At 66.5% G+C, this 20,817-nt stretch carries 20 protein-coding genes and 1 pseudogene; 8 read left to right on the top strand and 13 right to left on the bottom strand.

Features of this window, described 5'->3' with window-relative positions; all coding sequences use genetic code 11:
• From HYG77_RS08240 to HYG77_RS08230, 3 genes are all read right to left on the bottom strand, one after another.
• Window positions 1–2,010 (bottom strand): fatty acid desaturase, encoded by a 2,010-nt coding sequence (locus HYG77_RS08240; protein ID WP_208962381.1) that lies wholly within the window; start codon window positions 2,008–2,010, stop codon window positions 1–3.
• 124 nt (window positions 2,011–2,134) lie between these two features.
• Entirely contained in the window at window positions 2,135–3,388 is a 1,254-nt protein-coding gene (locus HYG77_RS08235) for a helix-turn-helix domain-containing protein (RefSeq protein WP_208962380.1), read from the bottom strand.
• Between the two features lie 48 nt (window positions 3,389–3,436).
• Complete coding sequence (locus HYG77_RS08230) at window positions 3,437–3,877, bottom strand: VOC family protein (RefSeq protein ID WP_109334928.1); 441 nt, start codon at window positions 3,875–3,877, stop codon at window positions 3,437–3,439.
• A gap of 233 nt (window positions 3,878–4,110) precedes the next feature.
• On the opposite strand from HYG77_RS08230, the gene HYG77_RS08225 reads away from it, so the two are divergent.
• Genes HYG77_RS08225 through HYG77_RS08215 form a run of 3 tightly spaced genes read left to right on the top strand, consistent with a single transcriptional unit; the run spans window position 4,111 to window position 6,849 of the window.
• The gene (locus tag HYG77_RS08225; RefSeq protein ID WP_208963320.1) at window positions 4,111–4,995 is read left to right on the top strand and encodes a diiron oxygenase; all 885 of its coding nucleotides are present in this window, start codon (window positions 4,111–4,113) and stop codon (window positions 4,993–4,995) included.
• Window positions 4,995–5,765 (top strand): MerR family transcriptional regulator, encoded by a 771-nt coding sequence (locus HYG77_RS08220; RefSeq protein ID WP_109327779.1) that lies wholly within the window; start codon window positions 4,995–4,997, stop codon window positions 5,763–5,765. The genes HYG77_RS08225 and HYG77_RS08220 overlap by 1 nt, the downstream gene beginning before the upstream one ends.
• Before the next feature lie 52 nt (window positions 5,766–5,817).
• On the top strand, window positions 5,818–6,849 hold the full coding sequence (locus HYG77_RS08215; RefSeq protein WP_208962379.1) for an alpha/beta hydrolase: 1,032 nt from the start codon (window positions 5,818–5,820) through the stop codon (window positions 6,847–6,849).
• Window positions 6,850–6,866: 17 nt separating this feature from the next.
• Here HYG77_RS08215 and purU read toward each other — a convergent pair whose 3' ends face one another.
• Window positions 6,867–7,751, bottom strand: a complete 885-nt coding sequence (gene purU / locus HYG77_RS08210) for a formyltetrahydrofolate deformylase (RefSeq protein ID WP_208962378.1) — start codon at window positions 7,749–7,751, stop codon at window positions 6,867–6,869.
• A gap of 13 nt (window positions 7,752–7,764) precedes the next feature.
• A complete protein-coding gene (locus HYG77_RS08205; protein WP_109327785.1) occupies window positions 7,765–8,598 on the bottom strand; it encodes a methyltransferase domain-containing protein in 834 nt (277 codons plus the stop codon).
• Between the two features lie 57 nt (window positions 8,599–8,655).
• On the opposite strand from HYG77_RS08205, the gene deoC reads away from it, so the two are divergent.
• On the top strand, window positions 8,656–9,321 hold the full coding sequence (gene deoC, locus HYG77_RS08200; protein ID WP_208962377.1) for a deoxyribose-phosphate aldolase: 666 nt from the start codon (window positions 8,656–8,658) through the stop codon (window positions 9,319–9,321).
• A 13-nt stretch (window positions 9,322–9,334) separates the two neighbouring features.
• Here deoC and HYG77_RS08195 read toward each other — a convergent pair whose 3' ends face one another.
• Window positions 9,335–10,102, bottom strand: coding sequence for a DUF2993 domain-containing protein (locus tag HYG77_RS08195; protein ID WP_208962376.1), 768 nt, complete (start codon window positions 10,100–10,102; stop codon window positions 9,335–9,337).
• A gap of 113 nt (window positions 10,103–10,215) precedes the next feature.
• Between HYG77_RS08195 and HYG77_RS08190 the strand changes: the two genes are divergently transcribed.
• The gene (locus HYG77_RS08190; RefSeq protein ID WP_109327791.1) at window positions 10,216–10,833 is read left to right on the top strand and encodes a type IV toxin-antitoxin system AbiEi family antitoxin domain-containing protein; all 618 of its coding nucleotides are present in this window, start codon (window positions 10,216–10,218) and stop codon (window positions 10,831–10,833) included.
• Between the two features lie 82 nt (window positions 10,834–10,915).
• Here HYG77_RS08190 and HYG77_RS08185 read toward each other — a convergent pair whose 3' ends face one another.
• The 3 genes from HYG77_RS08185 to HYG77_RS08175 all read right to left on the bottom strand — a co-directional run bounded on the left by HYG77_RS08185 (window position 10,916) and on the right by HYG77_RS08175 (window position 12,844).
• Window positions 10,916–11,740 carry a class I SAM-dependent methyltransferase gene (locus HYG77_RS08185; protein ID WP_208962375.1) on the bottom strand — a complete coding sequence of 275 codons (825 nt, stop codon included), beginning with the start codon at window positions 11,738–11,740 and terminating at the stop codon, window positions 10,916–10,918.
• A gap of 21 nt (window positions 11,741–11,761) precedes the next feature.
• Window positions 11,762–12,262, bottom strand: a complete 501-nt coding sequence (locus HYG77_RS08180; RefSeq protein WP_109327795.1) for a DUF2505 domain-containing protein — start codon at window positions 12,260–12,262, stop codon at window positions 11,762–11,764.
• 84 nt (window positions 12,263–12,346) lie between these two features.
• The gene (locus HYG77_RS08175; RefSeq protein ID WP_208962374.1) at window positions 12,347–12,844 is read right to left on the bottom strand and encodes a DUF2505 domain-containing protein; all 498 of its coding nucleotides are present in this window, start codon (window positions 12,842–12,844) and stop codon (window positions 12,347–12,349) included.
• A 73-nt stretch (window positions 12,845–12,917) separates the two neighbouring features.
• Here HYG77_RS08175 and HYG77_RS08170 point away from each other — a divergent pair, with 73 nt between their 5' ends.
• Both HYG77_RS08170 and HYG77_RS08165 read left to right on the top strand, forming a co-directional pair.
• On the top strand, window positions 12,918–13,961 hold the full coding sequence (locus tag HYG77_RS08170) for a UDP-N-acetylmuramate dehydrogenase (protein ID WP_230990210.1): 1,044 nt from the start codon (window positions 12,918–12,920) through the stop codon (window positions 13,959–13,961).
• A gap of 34 nt (window positions 13,962–13,995) precedes the next feature.
• Window positions 13,996–15,180, top strand: coding sequence for an Ig-like domain-containing protein (locus HYG77_RS08165; protein ID WP_208963319.1), 1,185 nt, complete (start codon window positions 13,996–13,998; stop codon window positions 15,178–15,180).
• A 228-nt stretch (window positions 15,181–15,408) separates the two neighbouring features.
• On the opposite strand, the gene HYG77_RS08160 is transcribed toward HYG77_RS08165, so the two are convergent.
• Window positions 15,409–16,155, bottom strand: a complete 747-nt coding sequence (locus HYG77_RS08160) for an SDR family oxidoreductase (RefSeq protein ID WP_109327803.1) — start codon at window positions 16,153–16,155, stop codon at window positions 15,409–15,411.
• A gap of 23 nt (window positions 16,156–16,178) precedes the next feature.
• Entirely contained in the window at window positions 16,179–17,141 is a 963-nt protein-coding gene (locus HYG77_RS08155) for a TauD/TfdA family dioxygenase (protein ID WP_208962373.1), read from the bottom strand.
• Window positions 17,142–17,514: 373 nt separating this feature from the next.
• Here HYG77_RS08155 and HYG77_RS08150 point away from each other — a divergent pair.
• Window positions 17,515–18,790 (top strand): annotated as a pseudogene (locus tag HYG77_RS08150) (ROK family protein).
• 81 nt (window positions 18,791–18,871) lie between these two features.
• Here HYG77_RS08150 and HYG77_RS08145 read toward each other — a convergent pair.
• Window positions 18,872–19,903, bottom strand: a complete 1,032-nt coding sequence (locus HYG77_RS08145; protein WP_208962372.1) for a tocopherol cyclase family protein — start codon at window positions 19,901–19,903, stop codon at window positions 18,872–18,874.
• Between the two features lie 120 nt (window positions 19,904–20,023).
• Window positions 20,024–20,797, bottom strand: coding sequence for a PIG-L family deacetylase (locus HYG77_RS08140; RefSeq protein ID WP_208962371.1), 774 nt, complete (start codon window positions 20,795–20,797; stop codon window positions 20,024–20,026).
• Window positions 20,798–20,817: the final 20 nt, after the last annotated feature.

Genomic DNA, 20,817 nt, shown 5'->3' with positions numbered 1-20,817 from the left:
TCAGCTGTCGTAGTCGACTGCGACAGCTGGGGTGGTGGGGTGGGATTGGCAGGTGAGGATGAAGCCGGCCTCGGTTTCGTTCTTCTGAAGTGCGAAGTTTTGTTCCATTGATACTTTTCCTGTGGTGACTCGGGCTTTGCAGGTGCCGCATGCGCCGCCGAGGCAGGCGTAGGGGGCGCCGATGTTGTTTTTCAGCGCGGATTCGAGGACGGTCTCACCGGGGGCGAGTTCCACGGTGTGCTGTGCGCCGGAGAGGGTGATGGTCACTTCGGAGGCGGGAAAGTTGTCGAGGTGTGTGGGTCGGTTCGTGCCGCGGAACAGTTCGAGGTGTATCCGGTCGGTCGGCACTTTTTCGGTTGCGAGGTCATCGCGGATTGTGGTGGTGAGTTCGCTCGGGCCGCACAGGTACCACCGGTCGATCGTGGTGAGGTCGGTGGCGATCAGGCGTTGAATTGTCGCCAGGTCGATACGGCCGCGCAGGGCTGCGGGGTGGTGTGCCTCGGCGGAGCGGATGTGGAAGATGCGTAGCCGGTCTGCGTACCGGGATTCGAGTTCGTCGAGTTCGGCGGCGAACATGGTCGACTCTGCGGTGCGGTTGCCGTAGAAGAGGGTGAAGCGGCTCTCGGTCTCGATCTCCATGGTGGTGCGCAGAATCGACAGGATGGGGGTGATGCCGCTGCCGGCGGCTACCGCGACATGGTGGTGCCGGGCGAGTGGATCGAGGGGTGCGCCGAAGCTGCCCGTGGGGGTCATCAGTTCCAGGACGTCGCCGGCTCGCAGGGTGTCGACCGCGAAGCTCGAGAACGTCCCGCCGGGGATGTGGCGGATGCCGATCGCCAGTTCTCCCGAGGTGGCGCAGGTGCAGATCGAGTAGTTGCGTCGTACCTGCTGTCCGCCGATGCGGTGGTGCACGGTCAGGTGTTGGCCGGCCTGGAAGGCGAACTGGTCGCTGAGGTGATCGGGAACGTCGAAGGTGACTTTGACGCTGTCGGGAGTGAGGGGGTCGACGCTACTGACCGGGATCGGGTAGGTGCTGGTGGGGCGTGCCGCGGAGGAACGCGGCATACGGACCGGGAGCAGGGCGGCGAGGGTGCCGTTGAGGCGTTTCCACTCCTGGTACTGGGTGGCGTCGAGGTGTTGCCCGAAGACGGTGCTGATTTCCGGGTCGCGCTCGAGGTAGGCGGCCTCGTTGCGTCGCCAGGCCGCGACGTAGCGGTAGAAGGGGATGGAGGGGTGTAGGTGGTGAACCAGGTGATAGTTCTGCGACAAGAGCAGGGGAGTGAGGATCCATTCCGAGCCGACGCGGTTACGGGTCGCGCGGTAGCGGTTCTCGCGTTGGGTGTCTTTCAGGTCGTGGTGGGGTAGCCAGTCGAACCACCAGGCGAGGACGAACATCGCGACCCGTTCGGGAATCAGGTAGATCAGCGCGAGCGTCCACAGATGTCCGGCGAAGGCGGCCGAGGCGATGACCGTCACCGACAGGGTCATCAGGGCCGCCGTCTCGGCAATTTCGGCACGTGGGCGGCGACGCAGGTTGCGCACCAGGAAACTGATGTAGGGCAGGTCCATTGCCGGGAAGCGGAGGGGCAGCTGCCACCAGGGTGAGGCGCTGACGAAGTGATCGGGATCGGACTCACCGTCGTTGGTGTTGCGGTGGTGCTCGATATGGATGAACGCGAAAGATCGGAAGGAGATCAGCGGCGAGACGAAGAACATGGCCACCCGACCGAAGGCGACGTTGACCCAGCGATGTGAGCTGATCGAGTAGTGCGAGGCGTCGTGCAGCACGGTGAACAGGACGAAAATTGCTGTCGAGCTCGCGGCGATGGTAGCGATCGCAGGCAGCGTGTCGGTGAGGGCAGCCCAGGTCGATGCGCCGAAGAGTGCGAGCGCGAAGATGCCGATGCCGACGATCGGCCAGGACAGTGTGGGAACCTGCTCGCCGGGATCGGGCAGGGCGTGCTGCGAGGCCGCTGCCGGGGGTTGGGGGTGTCGAGTCGTGGTCGACATCGGACTCCTCTGCGCGCTTCGGGATGAGATTGCTCACAACCTATATACGGGCGGTGTCGGTCGACAAGGCCATCCCAGCCCTTCCCGGTGTGCTGTCAGCACATCCGGTGCGCTCGGGCTCCGGTCAGTGAGGCTTCGGTTCGGGCAACACCGCGGCCCCCAGCACATTGCAGACGATCAGCGCTGCGTGCAGTTCGGCGAGGTTGCTCGTTGCGGGCCTGCCTCTGCGCTCCTCGGCACGACGCATCCTCTGCAGGACCGTGTTCCGATGGATTCCCAACGTGCTCGCGGCGGTCGCCAGGCTCCCTTGCGCGTCGAGAACAGCCAGGAGCGCGGCGCGCTCGCCGCGCTCTTTCGCGTCGTCCCGTGCGAGCTCGCCGAGCTGAGCGGAAACGAAGGCCCTCGCCGCATCCAGGTCACGCGAGATGGCGTCTACCAAGGCAACATCGCTGAACTCTGTGATCGATGGCGCCGCACGCCCGGACAGTTCGATGATTCGGCGTGTGCGTAGAGCCTCGAGATGGGAGGTCCGGAAGCCTGCTGCCCCCGGATGGGATGAGCCGACCGCGACGTGAACGTTCTCGCGTTCGCCGCCGGGAAGCACTGTCGCCAAGCCGCTGGGTGAAGTCCGCGCGTCCTCCGTGATCGATGCCCATCCCCACACCGCAAGTGGGCCGTCTGCCACCACGAGTGAGTGACCTGCCCCGAGGAACCTACCGACCCGCCTGGCGAATCCCTCGAGGTCGACACCGCGTTCGTCGACCCAGCACACGAAACCGATCTGCCGGCCGGTGAGCCGGTGGCTGAGCACACGTTCGGCGCGCGCGATGTCGACTCGTTCTCCGGCGAGCAGTGCCCGCACGACATCGGCGCGTTCGGCTCGTGCCTGGTTCTGGCGTCGGTCGAGCTCGGCGACGTACTCGGCAGCCACCAGACTGGAGATGCGGTCGATGTATCGAAATCCGAAGCGCTCCAGGTCGATGAACGTCCTCAGCGCGACCGCAGGGTCCTCGATCCAGTCGGTGAGTGAGTCGGAAAGCTTCTCGGTGAAGTACTCATGACCCAACCGATAGAACCGCAGCATCACATCGACGCTGTGCCCTCGTGATGCCATTGCGCGCGCGTGTTCGAGCGCCGTCACCGGCGCCTCCGCAGCCGCTACGTCGATCCCGTGACGAACCATCGACAGTGCCGCTTCGAGATTCGACGAGCACGACCCCAGGGTCAGGCCGCGAAGCTCGTCATCCCCGCCGACCTCCGGAATTCGCTCGACCAAATACTTCAGCATGTCGTCAGCCAGGCTGGACACATTCGCCAGTAGAGACGCGGCGATGCCGCGTAAGGCGACCGCGCCGTTGTCAGGCTCCAGCGCGTCCATATCTGCACACTAGTGTCCGGCGGTCGCAAATGCGTCAAGCCTGGCGCGTCAGCCGAGCTGCTCGAACAGGGACACGATGATCCCTTCGGGCCCACGCACGTAGGCCATCCGCACGCTGTTCTCGTACTCGCCGATGCCGCCGATGAGCCCGTACCCGTCCGCAGCCACCGCGTCGACAGCCGCCTGGAGGTCGCCGACCTCGAAGGACACGTTGCGCAGTCCGAGCTCGTTGGCCATCGCCTTCGGCGATCCGGGCACGTGGTCGGGCGTGACGAAGGTCGCGAGTTCCAGCCGGGACCCGTCGCCGGGCGGCCGCAGCATCGCAATCTCACAGCGCGCGCCGGGGATGCCGCAGACTGTCTCCACGAACTCACCCTCCACGGATCCGGTGCCCTCTACCTCGAGACCCAGTCCGACGAAGAACGCCGTGACCGAGTCGAGGTCCGCGACGGTGATGCCGACGTGGTCGAAACGTTGTACGTGTGCCATGGGATCCATCCTCCAGTGTTGTCTCGCCGAATCGGCTGTCTTGCCGATTCGACGATGGGACGGAGCCGGGTCTGGATTTTCGACATCATGCGTTCCGCAGGCAATTCTCGCCCCGACGATGACAATGAGCATTGTGACAATGCTATTGTGGTGAAGAAGGCGACCGAGGAGTGGTGATGTCCGTCGAGAGTGCACGGGACTTCCTCCGTGATGCCCCTGCGACGTCCCGGAGAATGCACGTCAGTGACCGTCAGGACACGGCTGAGCGGCTACTCGCCTCCGCGGCACGCAAGTCCTACGACCCGCTGATCGAGGTCGACTGGGATGCGCCGATTCCCGCGGACCGGTACGGCATGACACCCGAGTGGTGCAGCCTCTATGGCACTGAACTCTGGGACACCATGACGGAGGAACAACGCGTCACCCTCACCAAGCACGAGGCGGCGAGCATCGCCGGTACCGGAATCTGGTTCGAGCTGATCCTCATGCAGATGCTCGTCCGAGACATCTACTTCCACGACCCGGCCACCCCGCACGTCCAGTTCGCGCTCACCGAGATTGGCGACGAGTGCCGTCACTCCACGATGTTCGCGAGGTCGGCGCAGCGCTTCGGGATTCCGTCGTACCGGCCCAAGTGGTGGATCCGTCAGGCGGCTCGCGCCTTCAAGGCGACCGCCACCGGATCCCTGGCGTACGGCGGGACGCTGTTCGCCGAGGAGATCCTCGACATGATGCAGCGCGACTTCATGCGGGACGAGCGAGTTCAGCCGGTGACACGCACGGTCAGCAAAATCCACGTCCTCGAGGAGTCGCGGCACATCAAGTACGCACGCGAGGAAACAATCCGGCGAATCCGATCGGCGTCCTGGTTCGCGAGGGCCCGGGTGCGGTTGGCGCTCGGCGTCATCGCCTATTTCATCGTCACCAGTCTGGTGAACCCGCAGGTCTACTCGGCGGCGGGTCTCGACGTGGACGCGGCGAAGAGGGCGGCCAAAGCGAATCGCCACTATCACGACAAGATCCGCGAGGGCTGCGCCAAGACCGTCGAATTCCTCGACGAGGTGGGACTCATCGGTGGCCCGTCGAGGCTTCTGCTCGAACGGGCGCACATCGTCTGATGAAGGAATATCGGATCGACGACCTCGCACGCGAGGCGCGGGTGAGCGTGCGCAACGTGCGCGTCTACCAGGACCGCGGACTTCTCCCGCCACCGCGGAAACAGGGGCGGACCGGGTGGTACAACGAGTCGCATCTGGCCCGGCTGCACCTCATCGGCCGGATGCTCGACCGCGGATACACCTTCGCCACCATCAGCGAGCTGCTCACGGCCGCCCAGTACGGACTGCACGTCACCGATGTGCTCGAGACCGACGATCCCGGCAGCCGGTGGAGGAAACGCAAGCGCGCCGCGCGACTCACCCTGGCGGAACTCCGGCGGATGTTCGGTGCGCAGACCACCGACGAGAATATTGCGCGGGGAACCGAGCTCGGCGTGCTCGTCCCCTCCGGTGACGACTACGCGGTGAACAATCCTCGACTCGTGGAGGCGGCCCAGGTTCTCGTCGACGCGGGTATCCCACTCGAGGACGTGCTCGAACAGACCGCCGCCGTGCGCAAAGACCTTTCCGACGTCGCCGCTCGATTCGTCGCGGTCGTCGCCGACCGGTACCTCGCACCCGAGGGCGAGCAACTCGAGCTCGACGAGGCGAAGATCTCGGACATCGTGCGGCTCGTCGAGCAGATGCGGCCACTCGCACACGACGCCGTCCAGACACTCTTCACGCAGGCGATGGAAGAGCAGATTTCCCGCGCCCTCGAGAAAGCCGCACAGCAACTCGGAGATCCGCCGAGTTCCGCGCGGACGGCCGACAACGGCCGCGCAAGTTGACAACTCACGGACGTCGCCGCACGGCGGTGTCACCCAGATGACAGGGGTAAGAATGACGAGCAGTTCGCGCACCACCGCCCTACGGGCACTCGCCGGCGTCGCCGGAGTGGGCGCTGCCTTCGTCGCAGCAGCGGCGATTCGGCACAAGCGTTCCACTCGCGGTTTGACGCTGACGACCGAGGTCGCACCGAACGAACTGCTGCGTACCCCGAGCCTGCGACCCGACGTCAGCGAGATCGTCACCGACGACGGCGCCACCCTGTATGTGCGCGCCTATGGTCCGGTGGACGGCGACCCCATCGTGTTCAGCCACGGCTGGACCTGCTCGACCGAGTACTGGTACCCGCAGGTGAACGCCCTCTCAGGCGAATACCGCGTGATCACCTACGACCAGCGTGGGCACGGTCGGAGCACCGTCGGCTCCCTCGCTCTCGGCCCCGACGTCCTCGCCGACGACCTGTCGGAGGTGCTGAGGGCGACTGTCCGCGAGGACAAGAAGGCCGTCCTGGTCGGCCACAGCATGGGCGGCATGAGCATCATGGCCTGGGCCGGCCGTCATCCCGACGAGGTACAGAAGTATGCGTCCGCGGTCCTGCTCGCCAGCACCGCCTGCGACCGGCTCATCGCCGAGACCACCGTGATTCCCCTCCCGAATCGCTTCCCGCGAGTGCCGGTCCCGGTCGGCCGTGCGGTGCTGAGCGCACCGATGCCGCTGGTGTCTTCACCGGTGATGACCCGAGCGATCCAGTACGTGTCGATGTCGCCGAACGCCAGCCCCGCCGAGGTCAGCTTCTGCGAGAACATCGTGCGCGAGTGCAAGCCCCGCATCCGCGGGGGCTGGGGTGCCGCGCTGAGCGGGCTCGACATCCACGAAGCTCTCGACCACCTCACCGTGCCGACCACCGTGCTCGTCGGGTCCATGGACCGGCTCACACCACCGGTCCACGCGCGCAAGCTCGCTCGCGTGCTGGACGAAGCGGGACATCTCGACCGGCTCATCGTGCTCCCCGGTGTCGGGCACATGAGTTCCGTCGAGAACATCGACGAGTTCGACAAGGAGATCGTCCGGCTGCGCAACCTGTAACCGCACGCAGCGGGTAGTCAGCTGAAGATCACGGTCTTCCGGCCGTGCACGAGGACGCGGTCCTCGAGGTGCCAGCGCAGGCCGCGGGACAGCACGAGCTTCTCGATGTCGCGGCCCTGCCGCACCATGTCCGCGACCTCGTCGGCGTGATCGACGCGAATCACGTCCTGTTCGATGATGGGGCCTGCGTCCAGCTCTGCCGTCACGTAGTGGCAGGTGGCGCCGATCAGTTTCACTCCTCGTGCGAAGGCCTGGTGATACGGGCGGGCGCCGACGAACGAGGGCAAGAAGCTGTGGTGGATGTTGACGGCGCGTCCCGCCCAGTGCTCGCACAGTTCCGAGGGCAGCACCTGCATGAACCGGGCGAGGACCACAGCGTGCGGATCGTGCGCGTCGACGAGTTCCCGGACCTGTTCGAAGGCCGGACCACGTTGGGCCGGATCCTTGGGAAAGGGCACATGGTGGAAGTCGATGCCGTGGCGTCGGGTGACGCTCTCGAGGTTGCGGTGGTTGCCGATCACCGCGCAAATGTCTGCCGGCAGCTCCCCGCCCGCCGCCCGACCCAACAGGTCGTGCAGGCAGTGTGCTTCCTTGCTCACGAGCAGCACCACACGTTTGCGTTCACCCGTGTCGGACACCGTCCATTCCGTGTCCGGGCCCAGCTCGGCCGCGACGGCAGCGAATTGTTCGCGCAGCTCGTCGATCGACATGTTCACCGACGACGCCCGCACGGCCTGCCGGGTGAAGAACCAGCCGGTGTCGGCGTCGGCGTGGTACGCGGCCTCCACGATCCACCCGCCCACCTCGGCGAGAAACGTCGAGATCCTGGCGACGATGCCGGTGCGGTCGGGGCAGCCGAGGGACAGAACGTACCGGTGATCGTCGGAAGAAGCAGTGCTCATGGGCAACAGTCTTTCAGGTGGCCCGCCGGTCGGTCACGACTGCGGTACCCACCAGAGTTCCGGCGTCGACGTCATGGATCGCCCGCTCGGTGAGGAGCTGCAGGAAGTCCCGGCGAATCACTTCGACGGTGTTGTCGTCGAAGGGCGAGAGGGCTCCGCGCAGTGCCCCACCCAGCACGAGATCCCAGGCGAACTCCGGTGTCGCGGGTATCAGATTGGACAACTCACGGACCTCCGTGGACTCCGCACCGAGGTCGGCCAGCCACTGATGGAGACCGTCCGGGGTGTCGATGCGATCGAGAACGTCGAACCGAGATGCGCTCTGCTCCGGTGCGGGTTCCTGCTGCCGGGCGACTGCGGCCAGGAACGCGTCGGCGAATTCGCGCAGCGCTCCGCGTCGCCACACGGTGATCCCCACCTTCCCACCGGGTCTGACCAAACCGGCGAGCCGGGTGAACGCCGCATCCATGTGTGGCAGGAAGAAGACGCCGTACGAGCATGCGAGCGCGTCGTAACCGGCCGAAGGCACCGTGCTCGGCGGCTCCCAGGTGGTGGCGTCCGCACACACGAACTCGATGTTCTTCAAGCCGCGTTCCGCGCTTTTCACCCGGCCCTGTTCGAGCAGTTCGTCGGCGAGGTCGACGGCATGGACCAGCCCGGTGGGCCCTACGGCGGTAGCGGCGGGGATGGCCGAAGCTCCTGCACCACAACACACGTCGAGTACGGCATCGCCGGGGTGCAGTCCGAGCTGGAAGACGAGGGACTGCCCGGCCGGGGACCACACTGCCGTGGTGAGTCGATCGAACTCCTGGCGGGCCTCGTCGAAGATCGCTCCGGGATTGGTCATACCGCGATGCTAGGCCGTGGACGCGGGTCGCCGGCGGCGTTGTGCGAAGCTCGGAGCATGCCGGACGTTGCACTGACCCGTTCCCAGGTGGCCGCCCTCGTCGACCACACACTCCTCAAACCCGAAGCGACCACCGCCGACGTCGACGCGCTCATCACCGAGGCTCACTCGCTCGGCGTTCTCGCGATCTGCGTGTCACCGTCGATGCTGCCCGTCCGGGCCGCGGGTCTGGTCACGGCGGCAGTGGTCGGGTTCCCGTCGGGAAAACACCACTCACTCGTCAAGGGTGCCGAAGCCCGGCTCGCGGTCGATCAGGGGGCGCAGGAAATCGACATGGTGATCGACATCGGCGCCGCGGTGGCGGGTGACTTCAACGCCGTCCTCGCCGACGTGCTCACCGTGCGCGAGGCTATCGGCGACGGCCCGGTGCTGAAGGTGATCCTCGAAACAGCGGCCCTCACCGACCATGCCATCGTGGAGTCGTGCCGCGCCGCCGAACGCGCAGGTGCCAACTTCGTCAAGACCTCCACCGGATTTCATCCTGCAGGCGGAGCGTCGGTCGCTGCCGTACGGCTGATGGCCCAGACCGTCGGGGGACGGATCGGCGTGAAGGCGAGCGGGGGCATCCGCACAGCCCAGGCAGCGATCGACATGATCGACGCCGGAGCGACGCGACTCGGCCTGTCGGGAACCCCCGCCGTGCTCGACGGGCTGCCCGACTGAGCCGTCCGCTCGATCAGACGAGGAGCCCGCAGCTGCTCTGCTGCTGTTCCTGCTGCTGCTGGGTACCGGCTGCCGGCATCGTGTACGCGCCGCCCTCGAGGGTGATCTCGATGGCATCGTCGGTGACCTCCAGCGAGGTCGGCTGCATTCCGAGCGGGTAGGTCTGCAGGCTCGAGGTGAGGGTCTGCACAATTCCGTCGACCAGGTCGGTGGGAAGACCGAACCCGAGGATCTCGGCGTTCACCGTCTTCACCTGAACCGTTCCGCCGGCGGCCTCGGGCCGGACGGTCAGCTCGGCGAGTCCGGCAGGACCGACCGAGAAGGTCAGGGTCCCGGCGTCCGCATCGGCCTTGACGGCGCTGACGAGGGAGCCGAACGCCTGCTGCTGCAGCGTCGCCAGGATTCCCTCGGTCGACCAGTGAATGTGGGCGTCCGAGCTGCCGATGGTGCCGCTGCTCTCGGGGGTGTCCTCGATGCGGATGTCGTTGATCTGGGCGTTGACCTGCATTCCCACTGCGGGACCGAACTTCGTGTCGTCACTGTCGATGGTGATGTAGGGGACGTTCTTGTCCAGCGATTGCAGCAACACGGGTTTCCAGCTCAGGCCCACGTCCACCTTGGACCCGAGTTGGCTCTCGAACTGATCTGCCATGCAGCTTTTCACGCTGTGGCGGACATAGAGTTCACCGCCGACCAGCACGGCGACGAGCGCGGCGATGACGATCAGCGAGATGACGAGCACACGGTTACTTCGGGATGCGGAGTTCGTTCGGGCTGCCATTGCACGGATTCTTCCCGACAACTCTGAACAATTTCTGTGAATACCGCCGCGGGGCGCACGCGAAGTTCGCGAGAAAGTGTGATTCACGACACAAGAGACCGTAATGTGAGGGAATGTCCGGATGGTTGGCTCCACGTCCCGGCGGCCCCGGGCGTGACGGTGTCGGCGAAGAACTGACACGTCTCGCTACGGCGCAAGCCGGATATTTCACCACGGCGCAAGTGCTGCGCCTCGGTTTCACGGCCGATGAGATCGGTGCGCACGTCAGCGCAGGGTCTTGGGACAAGATCGAGCGAGATCTGTTCCGACTGAACAGCAGTCCCCACTCCGACCTCGACGAGTTCGCGAAGTGGTGCACGTGGTTCGGTGCCGCCGCGGCCGTCTCGCACCAGAGCGCGGCCGAACTGCACGGTCTCGGGCACCTGTACCCGCGGTTCATCCACCTCTCGACCGTGCTGTCGCCACCCTCGCCCACGCAGCAACTGGCGCTGCACCGCCGTTCGCTTCGCGCGGAGGACTGCGAGCAGGTGGGACCACTGCGGATCACTACACCGACGTGTACCGCGCTCGACCTCGCCGCCAGCGGCATCTCACAGGAACTGCTCGACGAGGTGGTCTCCGACGGGGTCGCGATCGGTCGCCTGGATGTGCGCACCCTGCACGGCGAGTGTGGGTCGCTGCCCGCGCAGGTCGCTCAGCGCGTCGAGCATGCGCTGGCCACCTGCACCTGACGAAAGCCCCGCCGAGCAATCCCGACGCGCAACGTCTTTCGCCGAGGAACGTGACGGGGCGGCTCTGTGGGGGAGTGGGGGATTACCTCGGCGACTGCGCCGGCGCCACCAGGTCCCACGGAACGGTGAGCACGTTGTCGCGAATACGTCTGCGCTGCGGTTGCACCGGGACACCCTGCGCACGCAGCAGTTGCAGGGACGCTCGCCACCGCACCCGGGGACCGAACGAGCCGTGCGGTGCGGCGATCGCCCAGGCTCGGTCGACGGCGGCGAGCAGCGCGTGGATCGGTTCGCCGGGAACGTTGCGGTGGATCAGCGCCTTCGGCAGGCGTTCGGCGATGTCCGATGGAGTCTCGACGTCGAAAGGATCCCAGGCCAGGGTCAGCGACAGGGGGCGGGTCGCGTCGAGCAACACCCAGGCGCAGCGTCGGCCGAGTTCGTCACACGTGCCCTCGAGAATCAGCCCGCCCGGGGCAAGGCCGGACTGCATGAGCGCCCAAGCCGGCCCGACCGACTCCTCCGGGTACTGCCGCAGCACATTGAATGCCCGGACGAAGACCGGACGCAGGCCGGACAATTCGAAGCCGCCCCGCGCGAAACTCACTCCGTTGCCGCCCTCGACCACCCGTTCGGGGTCGATCTCGAGACCCACCACCCGTCGATCCCGCCGCACCGAGAGGAGTCGGTCGGCGAGTTCGAAGGTGGTGTGCGGGCGATTGCCATAACCGAGGTCGACGACGAGCGGGTCGGCGCTGTCCCCGAGCGTGCGACGCACCAACGCGTCGTTCACGAGCCAGCGATCGCTGCGCCGCAGACGGTTGATGCCGGTAGTGCCCCGAGTGATGACACCCCGGGGGGTGAGGCCGGCCTGGGCACCACGGGGCCGCCTCAGCGTCGCTGAAGTCATGGGAGCTGTGTGCTGTGGAAGCTACTGCTGAGACAACCAGTTCTCGGTGATCTCGGCCTCGGCGCGGAAGAGGTCGATGAGGTTGACGAGCATCAGCTGCTCGAGCTTCCCGCCGATGAACGGCAGGTACACCTTTGCCTCGGACGACGTGCGGAACGTGCATCCGGTGTCGGTGGCGAACAGTTTCATGGTGCCCGTCAGGCTGCCGGGTCCGGCGGGGATCGATGCCTCGTACGTTCCGGTGGTCGGGTCACCGAACGGGGTGTACGACTCCTTACGGGTGATGACCATGTCCTTCTTCATCACGGTCTGCGCGATCTCCGGGAGTTCGGAGCGCGGCAGGATGTGGTGAAGGACGATGTCGATTCCGTCGTCGCTGACCTCGAAGTGCTCGATGTGATTCTCGGAGTACTTCCGCATCTCCTCGATGCGCGCGTCCCAGTAGTCGCGGTTGGTGAACGCGCCGTACACCTCTTTCGGGGTGTACTTGTAACGGGCTGAGTAGTCGATGCGGCGAGCCATGATCGTCAAGGTTACCGGACTGTGACCGAACACAATCGACGCCCGCCCCAGGTCGGGGACCGTCGAGACGCCGCTCGGCGGGCGTCAGGCGCCGAGCCACCGCTGCGTGAACTCCTGCTCCTTGTCGATCAGGCGCAGCACCTCGTCTCCGATGGCGCCTTCGATCTTGCCGCCGATCAACGGTATTTTGACCTCGGCCTTGCCGGTGACCTGGACTTTCGTGCCGGAGCCCTCGCTGGTGAGGGTTTGCGATCCCGAGATCTCAGCGGGTGCGCCGGTGACCCGAGCAGTGAAGGTGCCGGACGCGCGACCGCCGTCGAGCGCGTTCCACGTTTCGGTGCGCGCGATCACGAGGTCCCCCGATCGGACCTTCGCGACGATGCTCGGCAGATGCTCGGCGGGAATCGACTGCGACATGGACACCGAGATGGTCCCGGGCCCGGTCGTGACCTCGTCGAGCGTGGCCCCCGGCCCGCCGACCTCGGCGATCCGGTCGCGCCAGTACTGCTCGGTGGTCAGGCCGGCGTGGACGTGTTCGACGGGGAAGGAGTAGGTCGAGGAATGCTCGATGCGGCGGCTCACGGTCCGCAGGCTACCGTTTGCGGATGTGTGGGATGTGAGCATTGTCAGTCAACTCGTCGATTCCGGCGCCTTCGTGTCCGAGAATCTCGACTTCTCGGAGATGACCACCCTGCGGGTGGGCGGGCCGGCGCGCATCGTGGCCGAGTGCCCGACCACCGAGGTGCTGGTCGATGTGGTCCGCCTGCTCGACGCGAGTGGCATACCGACGCTGATCCTCGCGGGCGGCTCGAATCTGGTGGTCGGTGACGACGGTTTCGACGGCGTGGTGGTCCGTGTGTCGAACACCACCGTGGAATTCGACGAGGGATTCGTCACTGCCGAGGCCGGTGCCGAGTGGGATCAGGTCGTGGCGCAGACCGTCGCCGCCGAGCTCGGCGGGCTCGAATGTCTGTCCGGAATTCCCGGCTCGACGGGTGCCACTCCGGTGCAGAACGTCGGGGCGTACGGCGTCGAGATCGGCACCATGTTGCGGCGCGTGCGGCTCCTCGACCGCCGCACCGGCGAGGTCCGATGGGTGCAGCCCGACGCGCTGGGACTCGGGTACCGCACGAGCGTCCTGAAACACACCGACGCGGCCCTCGTGCTCGCGGTGGAACTGACAGTGCACCGGGACGGCTCGAGCGAGCCGTTGCGCTACCGGGAACTGTTCTCTGCCCTGGAGGCGGAGGAAGGGGACCGGCGACCGTCGGTCGAGGTCCGCGACGCCGTCCTCGACCTGCGCAGAAGCAAAGGCATGGTGCTCGACCCCGACGATTACGACACCTGGAGTGCGGGGTCCTTCTTCACCAATCCCGTCGTACCCGACAGCGAACTGACCGCCGTTCTTGCTGCCGTCGAAGCTCGACTCGGTGACGTCTCGGTGCCGCAGTATCCGGCCGCCACAGGCACCAAGCTCTCCGCCGGATGGCTGATCGAGCGGGCGGGGTTCTCGAAGGGGTATCCCGCCGAAGGCGCCGCAGCCCGCTTGTCCACCAAGCACACCCTGGCACTCACCAATCGCGGCGCGGCGAAGACCGAGGATCTCCTGGCCCTTGCGCGGGACGTGCGGGACGGTGTCCAGTCGGCGTTCGGTGTCCGCCTCGAACCGGAACCCGTCACGGTGGGCTGCGCGATCTGAAAGGTCGGTCCGTAGCGCAGGTAACGTGTCAGTCGTGCATGAACTGGGTTCTCGGACAAGCCGGAAGCGGGTCGCGTATGTGGCGGCGGCGCTGATCGCTCTCGTCGCCTTGCTCGCCGGTTGCACGGTGGGCTCGCAGTCCGGAACGCCCGTCGCCCCTCCCGAACCGGTGGTTCACGTCACCCAGAATCCGGAGTCGGGTTCGCAGGACGTGAACCCGGTATCGCCGGTCTCGGCCACCGCCGCCGAGGGCACTTTCACCGATATCGCTCTCGTCAATGCGGAGGGCCGTGCCGTACAGGGCGTCCTGTCGCCCGACCGAACCACGTTCACTGTCGGTGAGGCTCTCGGCTACGGATCCACCTACACGTGGCAGGGCACTGCCGTCGGTACCGACGGCAAGACGGTCACCGTCGACGGCAGCTTCACCACCGTGCAACCCGAGCAGACGATCTCGGCCAACCTGAACATCGGTGACGGTCAAGAGGTCGGTATCGCCGCGCCCATCATCGTGCAGTTTCACGACACCGTCGAAGACAAGGCCGCGGTGGAGAAGGCGATGACGGTGACGACGACGCCGCCCACTCCGGGGTCGTGGGCCTGGCTGCCGGACGACAACGGGTCGCGTGCTCACTGGCGACCGCAGAACTACTGGGCACCGGGCACCACCGTGAATCTGGACGCCAGGCTGTACGGGCTCGACTTCGGTGACGGAGCCTACGGAGCGGAGGACCTGTCGCTCGACTTCACCATCGGCCGCAGTCAGATCGTGATCGCCCACGCGCCCAGCCACCGTATGCAGGTGGTGCGGGACGGCCAGACCATCATGGACATCCCGGTCAGCTACGGCGAGGGCAACGAACCGCGCAACGTCACGCGAAGCGGCATCCACATGGTGACGGAGAAGCACGAGGACTTCCTCATGTCCAACCCGCCGTTCTACGAGAACGTCCGCGAGCGGTGGGCGGTGCGCATCTCGAACAACGGCGAATTCATCCACGCGAATCCCGAGACGCTCGGAGTGCAGGGGTCGTCGAACGTCACCAACGGCTGCATCAATCTGTCGCTGGGCGACGCCCAACAGTATTTCGGCACGGCCATGTACGGCGATCCTGTGGAGGTCACCGGCACCTCCATCGAATTGTCGGCGGCCGACGGCGACATCTACGACTGGGCCGTCGATTGGCCGACCTGGCAGTCGATGTCCGCGCTCGCGTAGGGGAACCGAACCGACCCCCGCTGCGTCTACCTGAACGAGTCCCGATTTTCGGGACAGGTCGACCGGTAGGGGGCTGCGGTGGCGGGATGGATGCTGTTGGGATCGGTGGCGTTGATCGTTGCCGCGGTGTGGGCCGTGGTCCTACTGCTCGAATTTCAGGATCGCCGCGCCGACGGACGGGACCGGTGACGAGCCGCAGTGAGGCTTGTCGGTCACCGACGTCTCAGGTCACGTCGTGCGGTGGAAACGTCCCGAGGAAGCCTGATCTCGGGGCTTGACGACGATCTGGTCTATGTTGACGTGCGAGGGGCGCGACGCCACGAAACCGATGATGTCGGCGACGTCGGCGGCTACCAGCGGAGTGATCCCCTCGTACACCTTGTCGGCGCGTTCCTTGTCGCCCTCGAACCGCACCAGCGAGAACTCCGTCTCCACGGCGCCCGGCGCAACCTCGGTGAGGCGAACAGGCTTGCCCAGCAACTCTCCACGCAGCGTCCGATGCAGCACGGCCTGTGCGTGTTTGGCCGAGGTGTAGCCCGCGCCGTTGTCGTAGGCCTCGAGCGCCGCCACCGACGTGATGGTGACGATCAGTCCGTTGCCCGAGTCGACGAGTTTGGGCAGGAGCGCCCTGGTCACCCGCAGGGTTCCCAGGACGTTCGTCTCCCACATCCAGCGCCAGTCGTCGAGGTCGGCGTCGAGGACCGGCGCCAGCCCCTTGGCCCCACCCGCGTTGTTCACCAGCACATCCACCCGGGGCAGGACTGCCGTGAAGGCGTCCACCGAGTCGTCGTCGGTGACGTCGAGCTCGAGCGCCGTACCCCCGATGTCCCCGGCGATCTTTTCCAGTCGATCCACCCGCCTCGCTCCGATGACCACATGAAAGCCCTGGTCAGCCAGTGTGCGGGCGGTGGCTTCGCCGATTCCGGAGCTCGCTCCGGTGACAACGGCGACGCGGGTGTCGGGTGAGATGATCATGCGGCCATGGTAGGGCTCGAGCCTTACCCGCGAACGGGCGCGGGCTCGTCGATGACCGAGTAGCTGCTCGCGTCGCCTGCGATGCTGCGGCTGCGTTCGCCGTTGATGTCGACGGGCACGTCCCCGGCCAGGGTGATGCGATTGAGCCGGCGGTACTGATCCCCGTAATCGGCGACGGCGTAGTGCTGCGTTGCGCGGTTGTCCCAGATGGCGACATCGCCCGGCTGCCAGCTCCACCGGGTCGTGTACTCGAGGGAGATGGCGTGATCCTGCAGAATCCGGAACAGCGCCTGTGATTGTGCAGAACTCAGGCCGACGAGATTCTTCACAAAATGGCCGAGCAGCAGGGTGCGTTCGCCGGTCTCCGGGTGCACCCGCACCACCGGGTGCACCGTCTCGAAGTAGGTGGACTGGAACTCGGCGCGGTACTCCTGCGTCTTCTCGTTCTGCGCCCGCTCCGCGCTCGTCGCGGCGTAGTCGTAGACGTTGGTGTGGGTGGCCCACAGGTTCTCGGCGAGAATCTTGAGCGGCTCCGGAAGCGCGTTGTAAGCCGCGACCCCGGACGCCCAGGTGGTGGAGCCTCCGTAGGTCGGAAGTTGCACGGCACGCAGAATCGACGCCTTCGGGATGCGGTCGACGAAGGTCACGTCCGTGTGCCAGCTGTTGGCCTTGCCGTAGTCGGAGTCGATGGGCAGCACCGTGGTTCCCCGCGAGGTGACGGTGGGGTGCGCGGTGGTGGGGGAGCCGAGCAGCTGTGCGAACTCGTACTGGGAATCGTCCGTCAGGTGCTGCTGTCCGCGGAAGAAGATCACTTTGTGGGTGAGCAGCGCCCGATGGATCAGCGACACCGTGGCGGGGTCGAGGTCGCCGCCGAGCCGAACACCGTCGATCCGGGCTCCGATGTGTTCGCCCAGTTGTACGACGCCGGCGGCACCCGGAACGGCAGGGGAGTCGGCAACCTGATCGGGCGCGAAATCGATAGACATGATGGGCCTTTCGGGTATCGGAAGCGATGTGCAGTCCTGCAACCGAACCATCGGCGCGCCACCGCCGGAAGGTTTGGCGTCACTCTGATCGCAAGAGTCGCGGGGACCGTCGAATCGGCAGAGATTGGTGGAAGCGACCGAAGGTGCTATTTTTCTTGACATGTCCTCAGGCCAGCCGACCGCTCCGCGGGTCACCTATGTGACTTCCGCGCTGGGATCGCGGCTGCCGTTGGCGCGGGAACTGTGTTGTCGCTGTTTCAGCGTCTCCAGCTGACCCGCGCAGTCTTCTCCTGATCAGCCGTCCGCGTCCCCGCAGGGACGACGCCGTGTTCGGACGAAGGTGCGCACCGCCTCCGTACGCAAGGACTACTTCGTGTCTACACCCACTCTTTCCAGTTCGAACCTGAGCGCCTCTCCCCGGTTCCAGCGTCCCTTGTCTCGTCCGCGCCTGACCATCGTTCCTCCCGAACTGCGGATCAGCGACGGTCCCGCCGCCGGTGTCCTTCGCGTGGCCCGTGCTCGCGGCCCCCCTGTCGCGGGATGTGGCCGCCAAGGCGACCGGCCTCAGTATTGCGACCGTCAATCGTCAGGTATCGATGCTTCTCGATCTCGGGTTGCTCCGCGAGCGCGGCGATCTCACGCCCTCCGGTGCGATCGGTCGTCCCCGCGTCCCGTTCGAGGTGAACCACGAGCCGTACCTCACCGTGGGAATCCACATCGGCGCCGTGGTGACCAGCATCCTCGCGAGCGATCTGCGCGGAAAGGTGCTCGGGGCTGTGGAAGTTCCGACGCCGCGCGGTCCGTCCGCCGAGGCTCTGACCGGTATCGCCCGCAGCGCACGGGCTTTCGCGTCCCGCTGGCACCGGCGCAGTCCGCTGTGGGCGGGCGTCGCTCTCGGTGGACGCGTCGATGCGCAGACAGGTGTGGTCGATCATCCCCGGTTGGGGTGGAAATCGGCGCAGGTCGGAGCCATCATCGCCGCCGGGCTCGGATTGCCGGTGTCCGTCGCCGCCCACGTCGAAGCGATGGCCGCGTCGGAACTGTTACTGAGCCCGGACAGTGAGGATTTCGTGGCGCAGGGTGAAACGGGGCTGTACTTCTACGCGCGCGAAACCGCGGGAATTGCCATCACCATCGACGGCCGGGTGCACACGCCGTCGAGTGGGCCGGGTTCCATCGCGCACCTCCCCACCGGTTCCTCGGCACAGTGCTCCTGCGGCTCGAGCGGATGCCTCGAAGCGACGATCAGCGATCGTGCAATTCTCGGTGCCGCAGTGTCGGCGGGCATCCTGCCGGAGTCGGCACGGCTGCCGTCGATGAGTGCGCTGTACAAGGTGGCGGCGGCCGGATCGGTTGCTGCGCACGATCTTCTGGTCGAGCGCGCTCAGGTGCTGGGCAAGGCGGTGGCCATGCTGCGGGACCTGTTCAATCCGGATCGGGTGATCCTCGGTGGTCAGGCCTTCACCGAGTATCCGGCCGGAATTCCGCACGTGGCCGAGGCGTTCGCTCGATCTTCGTCGTTGGAGCGCAAGGACATTCGCATCACGGGCTTCGGAAACCGGGTGCAGGAGTATGCGTCGACGGTGGTGTCATTGAGTGCTCTGTACTCGGACCCGGTCGGTGCGATGCGGCGTGTGTCTCTCCAGTAGGTGCGGATGGATCGGTCAGCCGCGTGCGTACGAGGCTGCGCTGCTGAACTTTCCGTCGGCAACGGGGCGGTCGGACAGCGGTCAGCTGAGGGGTGGCGCCGACGTGGCGTCCGGTGCGGTTCCCCGTCGCCGCAGTTCCTCGCGGGCGCGCTCGATGCCCCCGTGTTCGAGCGCTGCCAGAGGAGATTCGTCTGCCCACACGAGACGACCACGGCGACGGACGGTGACACTCATCGACCCGGCGAGATGTTCGAGGGCGCCCGCGATGTTGCGACGTTCCTCGGGCAGCGGTACCGGCAGCACGTGTGCGGAGCCGAGCGGGGAAGTGCCCTCGATCTCGATACTCCAGGTGCGGCTTCGCCCCCGCAGCGACCAGCGATCCTCGGTCACGTGTGCTCGTACCGGGGAGGTGACGGGGTTGCCGAGGCGGAACACGGTGCCGTCGGGCAGGGCGACGACCACGGCGGTCACCTCGGTCTGGAGCGGGCCTGCGGAGATCTCGCCGCCCGCGAACGCTACGCACGCCTGGCGATCGGCGAATCCCTGAGCCTGCCCCCACCACCAGGAGTCGGGGAAACCGCCCTTCCCCCAGTTCTTCTCGGCGTACACCTGTGCGCCGCCGAGATCGATTTCGGTGTCGCCGAGCACCGCGGTGCCCTCGGCTCTGCCACCGAGCAACCACGGATGCCAGTACTGGTTGAGCGCCGGAACGCTCTGGAAGACGCTGGATCCGCCGAAGCGGCGATGCGGCCATCCGACGCGATCGGTCACCCGGACGTCGAGTCGCGCATCCGGTCCGAGATCTACCTGGACGCGGTCGGCGGTGCCGCGGAACGCCCTGCCTGCGAACGCTCCCAGCCCAGCGGACTCCGCGTGTCCCTCCGGGTAGGCGTCGGTGCGCAGGAACCGATTGGGATGGGCGGCCAGGCCGAGCGTCGACCACTGACCGTCCGTAGCGCGGTTGATGCCGGCCAGCGCGATGACCACCTGGCCCGTGGCCGGCTGGGTGAACCGCCAGAAGTAACCCTCCATTGCGACGCCGTGCGCTGCGAGGAGGTTGCCGAACGGCAGGTCGGCTCCCGTGGCGCGGTAGGCGCGCAGCAACCAAGACATCGGATCAGCGCGCCGGTCGCAGGACCGTCTGAGGCTGGTGAGGAGATCAGCGGGTCCCATACCCGTGGATGCTAGGCGCGTAGTCCGGTCCCCGCAGGCAGTTCACGGGCCTCGAGTTCCTCAGAGCGGAAGCGACGATTCCGCGAGACCGTCCGGCGCCCCGCGGCGGCGGAACCACTCCTGGCCGAACACCGCACGGAGCTGCTCGTCCGGCATGGCGAGGAAGGGCCCGAAATCGCCGATCTGGGTGGCGTGCGCATGCATCGCCGCCCGCTTGACCTCGAGAACCCCGCTGACATCGACGACCGTGGTGATCTCCGACTCTGGTAGGCCGAAGCTGTCGAGGTCCGGCGGCTGCGCGTCCTCGGACCATTGGGGGTTGGCGGCCAGCAGACCCCGGATGTGGTCGCGGCTCACGGCAGCCTCGTACACGTGCGGCACACCGGCCATCTCCGCGGCGCGGACTCCCACGTGGTGCACCTGGACGTGGTCGGGGTGCCCGTACCCGCCGTTGGGGTCGTAGATGGTGACGACGTCGGCGGCTTCCTCGACGAGTACGGCGGCCAGCCGGGCGGCCGCCTCCTCGACGTCGGCGTTGCAGAACGCAGCCGGGTTGTCGTTCTCCGGCGTGCCGGCCATCCCCGAGTCCGCGTAGTGGAGCATCACGACCCGCGCGGCGCCGAGGAGGGTGGTCGAGTGCTCGAGCTCGCGCCTGCGCCGTTCGGCGAGCGATTCGCCTTCGCTCAGGATCCCGTCGGGAACCTCGCCGAGCGCCCCGTCCGTGGCCGTGACGACGACCACGCGATGACCGGCGTCCGCGGCCTGCCGCATCACACCGCCGGTCGTGAACACTTCGTCGTCGGGATGGGCGTGGAAACACACCAGGACACTCATGAGGGCAATACTTGCACGCG

The organism is Rhodococcus sp. ZPP, from assembly GCF_017656075.1.
GTDB classification, from domain to species: domain Bacteria; phylum Actinomycetota; class Actinomycetes; order Mycobacteriales; family Mycobacteriaceae; genus Rhodococcus_F; species Rhodococcus_F oxybenzonivorans.
The sequence above is the reverse complement of the archived record's forward strand: the minus strand, read 5'-3'. Positions and strand labels throughout refer to the sequence as shown.

Excerpts from the sequence above, each read along its gene's own strand:
- purU (WP_208962378.1), bottom strand. The coding sequence starts at position 7,751 with ATGAGCACTGCTTCTTCCGACGATCACCGGTACGTTCTGTCCCTCGGC.
- HYG77_RS08205 (WP_109327785.1), bottom strand. The coding sequence starts at position 8,598 with ATGACCAATCCCGGAGCGATCTTCGACGAGGCCCGCCAGGAGTTCGAT.
- HYG77_RS08185 (WP_208962375.1), bottom strand. The coding sequence starts at position 11,740 with ATGACTTCAGCGACGCTGAGGCGGCCCCGTGGTGCCCAGGCCGGCCTC.
- deoC (WP_208962377.1), top strand. The coding sequence starts at position 8,656 with ATGCCGGACGTTGCACTGACCCGTTCCCAGGTGGCCGCCCTCGTCGAC.
- HYG77_RS08180 (WP_109327795.1), bottom strand. The coding sequence starts at position 12,262 with ATGGCTCGCCGCATCGACTACTCAGCCCGTTACAAGTACACCCCGAAA.
- HYG77_RS08145 (WP_208962372.1), bottom strand. The coding sequence starts at position 19,903 with ATGTCTTGGTTGCTGCGCGCCTACCGCGCCACGGGAGCCGACCTGCCG.
- HYG77_RS08140 (WP_208962371.1), bottom strand. The coding sequence starts at position 20,797 with ATGAGTGTCCTGGTGTGTTTCCACGCCCATCCCGACGACGAAGTGTTC.
- HYG77_RS08155 (WP_208962373.1), bottom strand. The coding sequence starts at position 17,141 with ATGTCTATCGATTTCGCGCCCGATCAGGTTGCCGACTCCCCTGCCGTT.
- HYG77_RS08230 (WP_109334928.1), bottom strand. The coding sequence starts at position 3,877 with ATGGCACACGTACAACGTTTCGACCACGTCGGCATCACCGTCGCGGAC.
- HYG77_RS08240 (WP_208962381.1), bottom strand. The coding sequence starts at position 2,010 with ATGTCGACCACGACTCGACACCCCCAACCCCCGGCAGCGGCCTCGCAG.
- HYG77_RS08225 (WP_208963320.1), top strand. The coding sequence starts at position 4,111 with ATGCACGTCAGTGACCGTCAGGACACGGCTGAGCGGCTACTCGCCTCC.
- HYG77_RS08215 (WP_208962379.1), top strand. The coding sequence starts at position 5,818 with ATGACGAGCAGTTCGCGCACCACCGCCCTACGGGCACTCGCCGGCGTC.
- HYG77_RS08195 (WP_208962376.1), bottom strand. The coding sequence starts at position 10,102 with ATGGCAGCCCGAACGAACTCCGCATCCCGAAGTAACCGTGTGCTCGTC.
- HYG77_RS08220 (WP_109327779.1), top strand. The coding sequence starts at position 4,995 with ATGAAGGAATATCGGATCGACGACCTCGCACGCGAGGCGCGGGTGAGC.
- HYG77_RS08190 (WP_109327791.1), top strand. The coding sequence starts at position 10,216 with ATGTCCGGATGGTTGGCTCCACGTCCCGGCGGCCCCGGGCGTGACGGT.
- HYG77_RS08160 (WP_109327803.1), bottom strand. The coding sequence starts at position 16,155 with ATGATCATCTCACCCGACACCCGCGTCGCCGTTGTCACCGGAGCGAGC.
- HYG77_RS08235 (WP_208962380.1), bottom strand. The coding sequence starts at position 3,388 with ATGGACGCGCTGGAGCCTGACAACGGCGCGGTCGCCTTACGCGGCATC.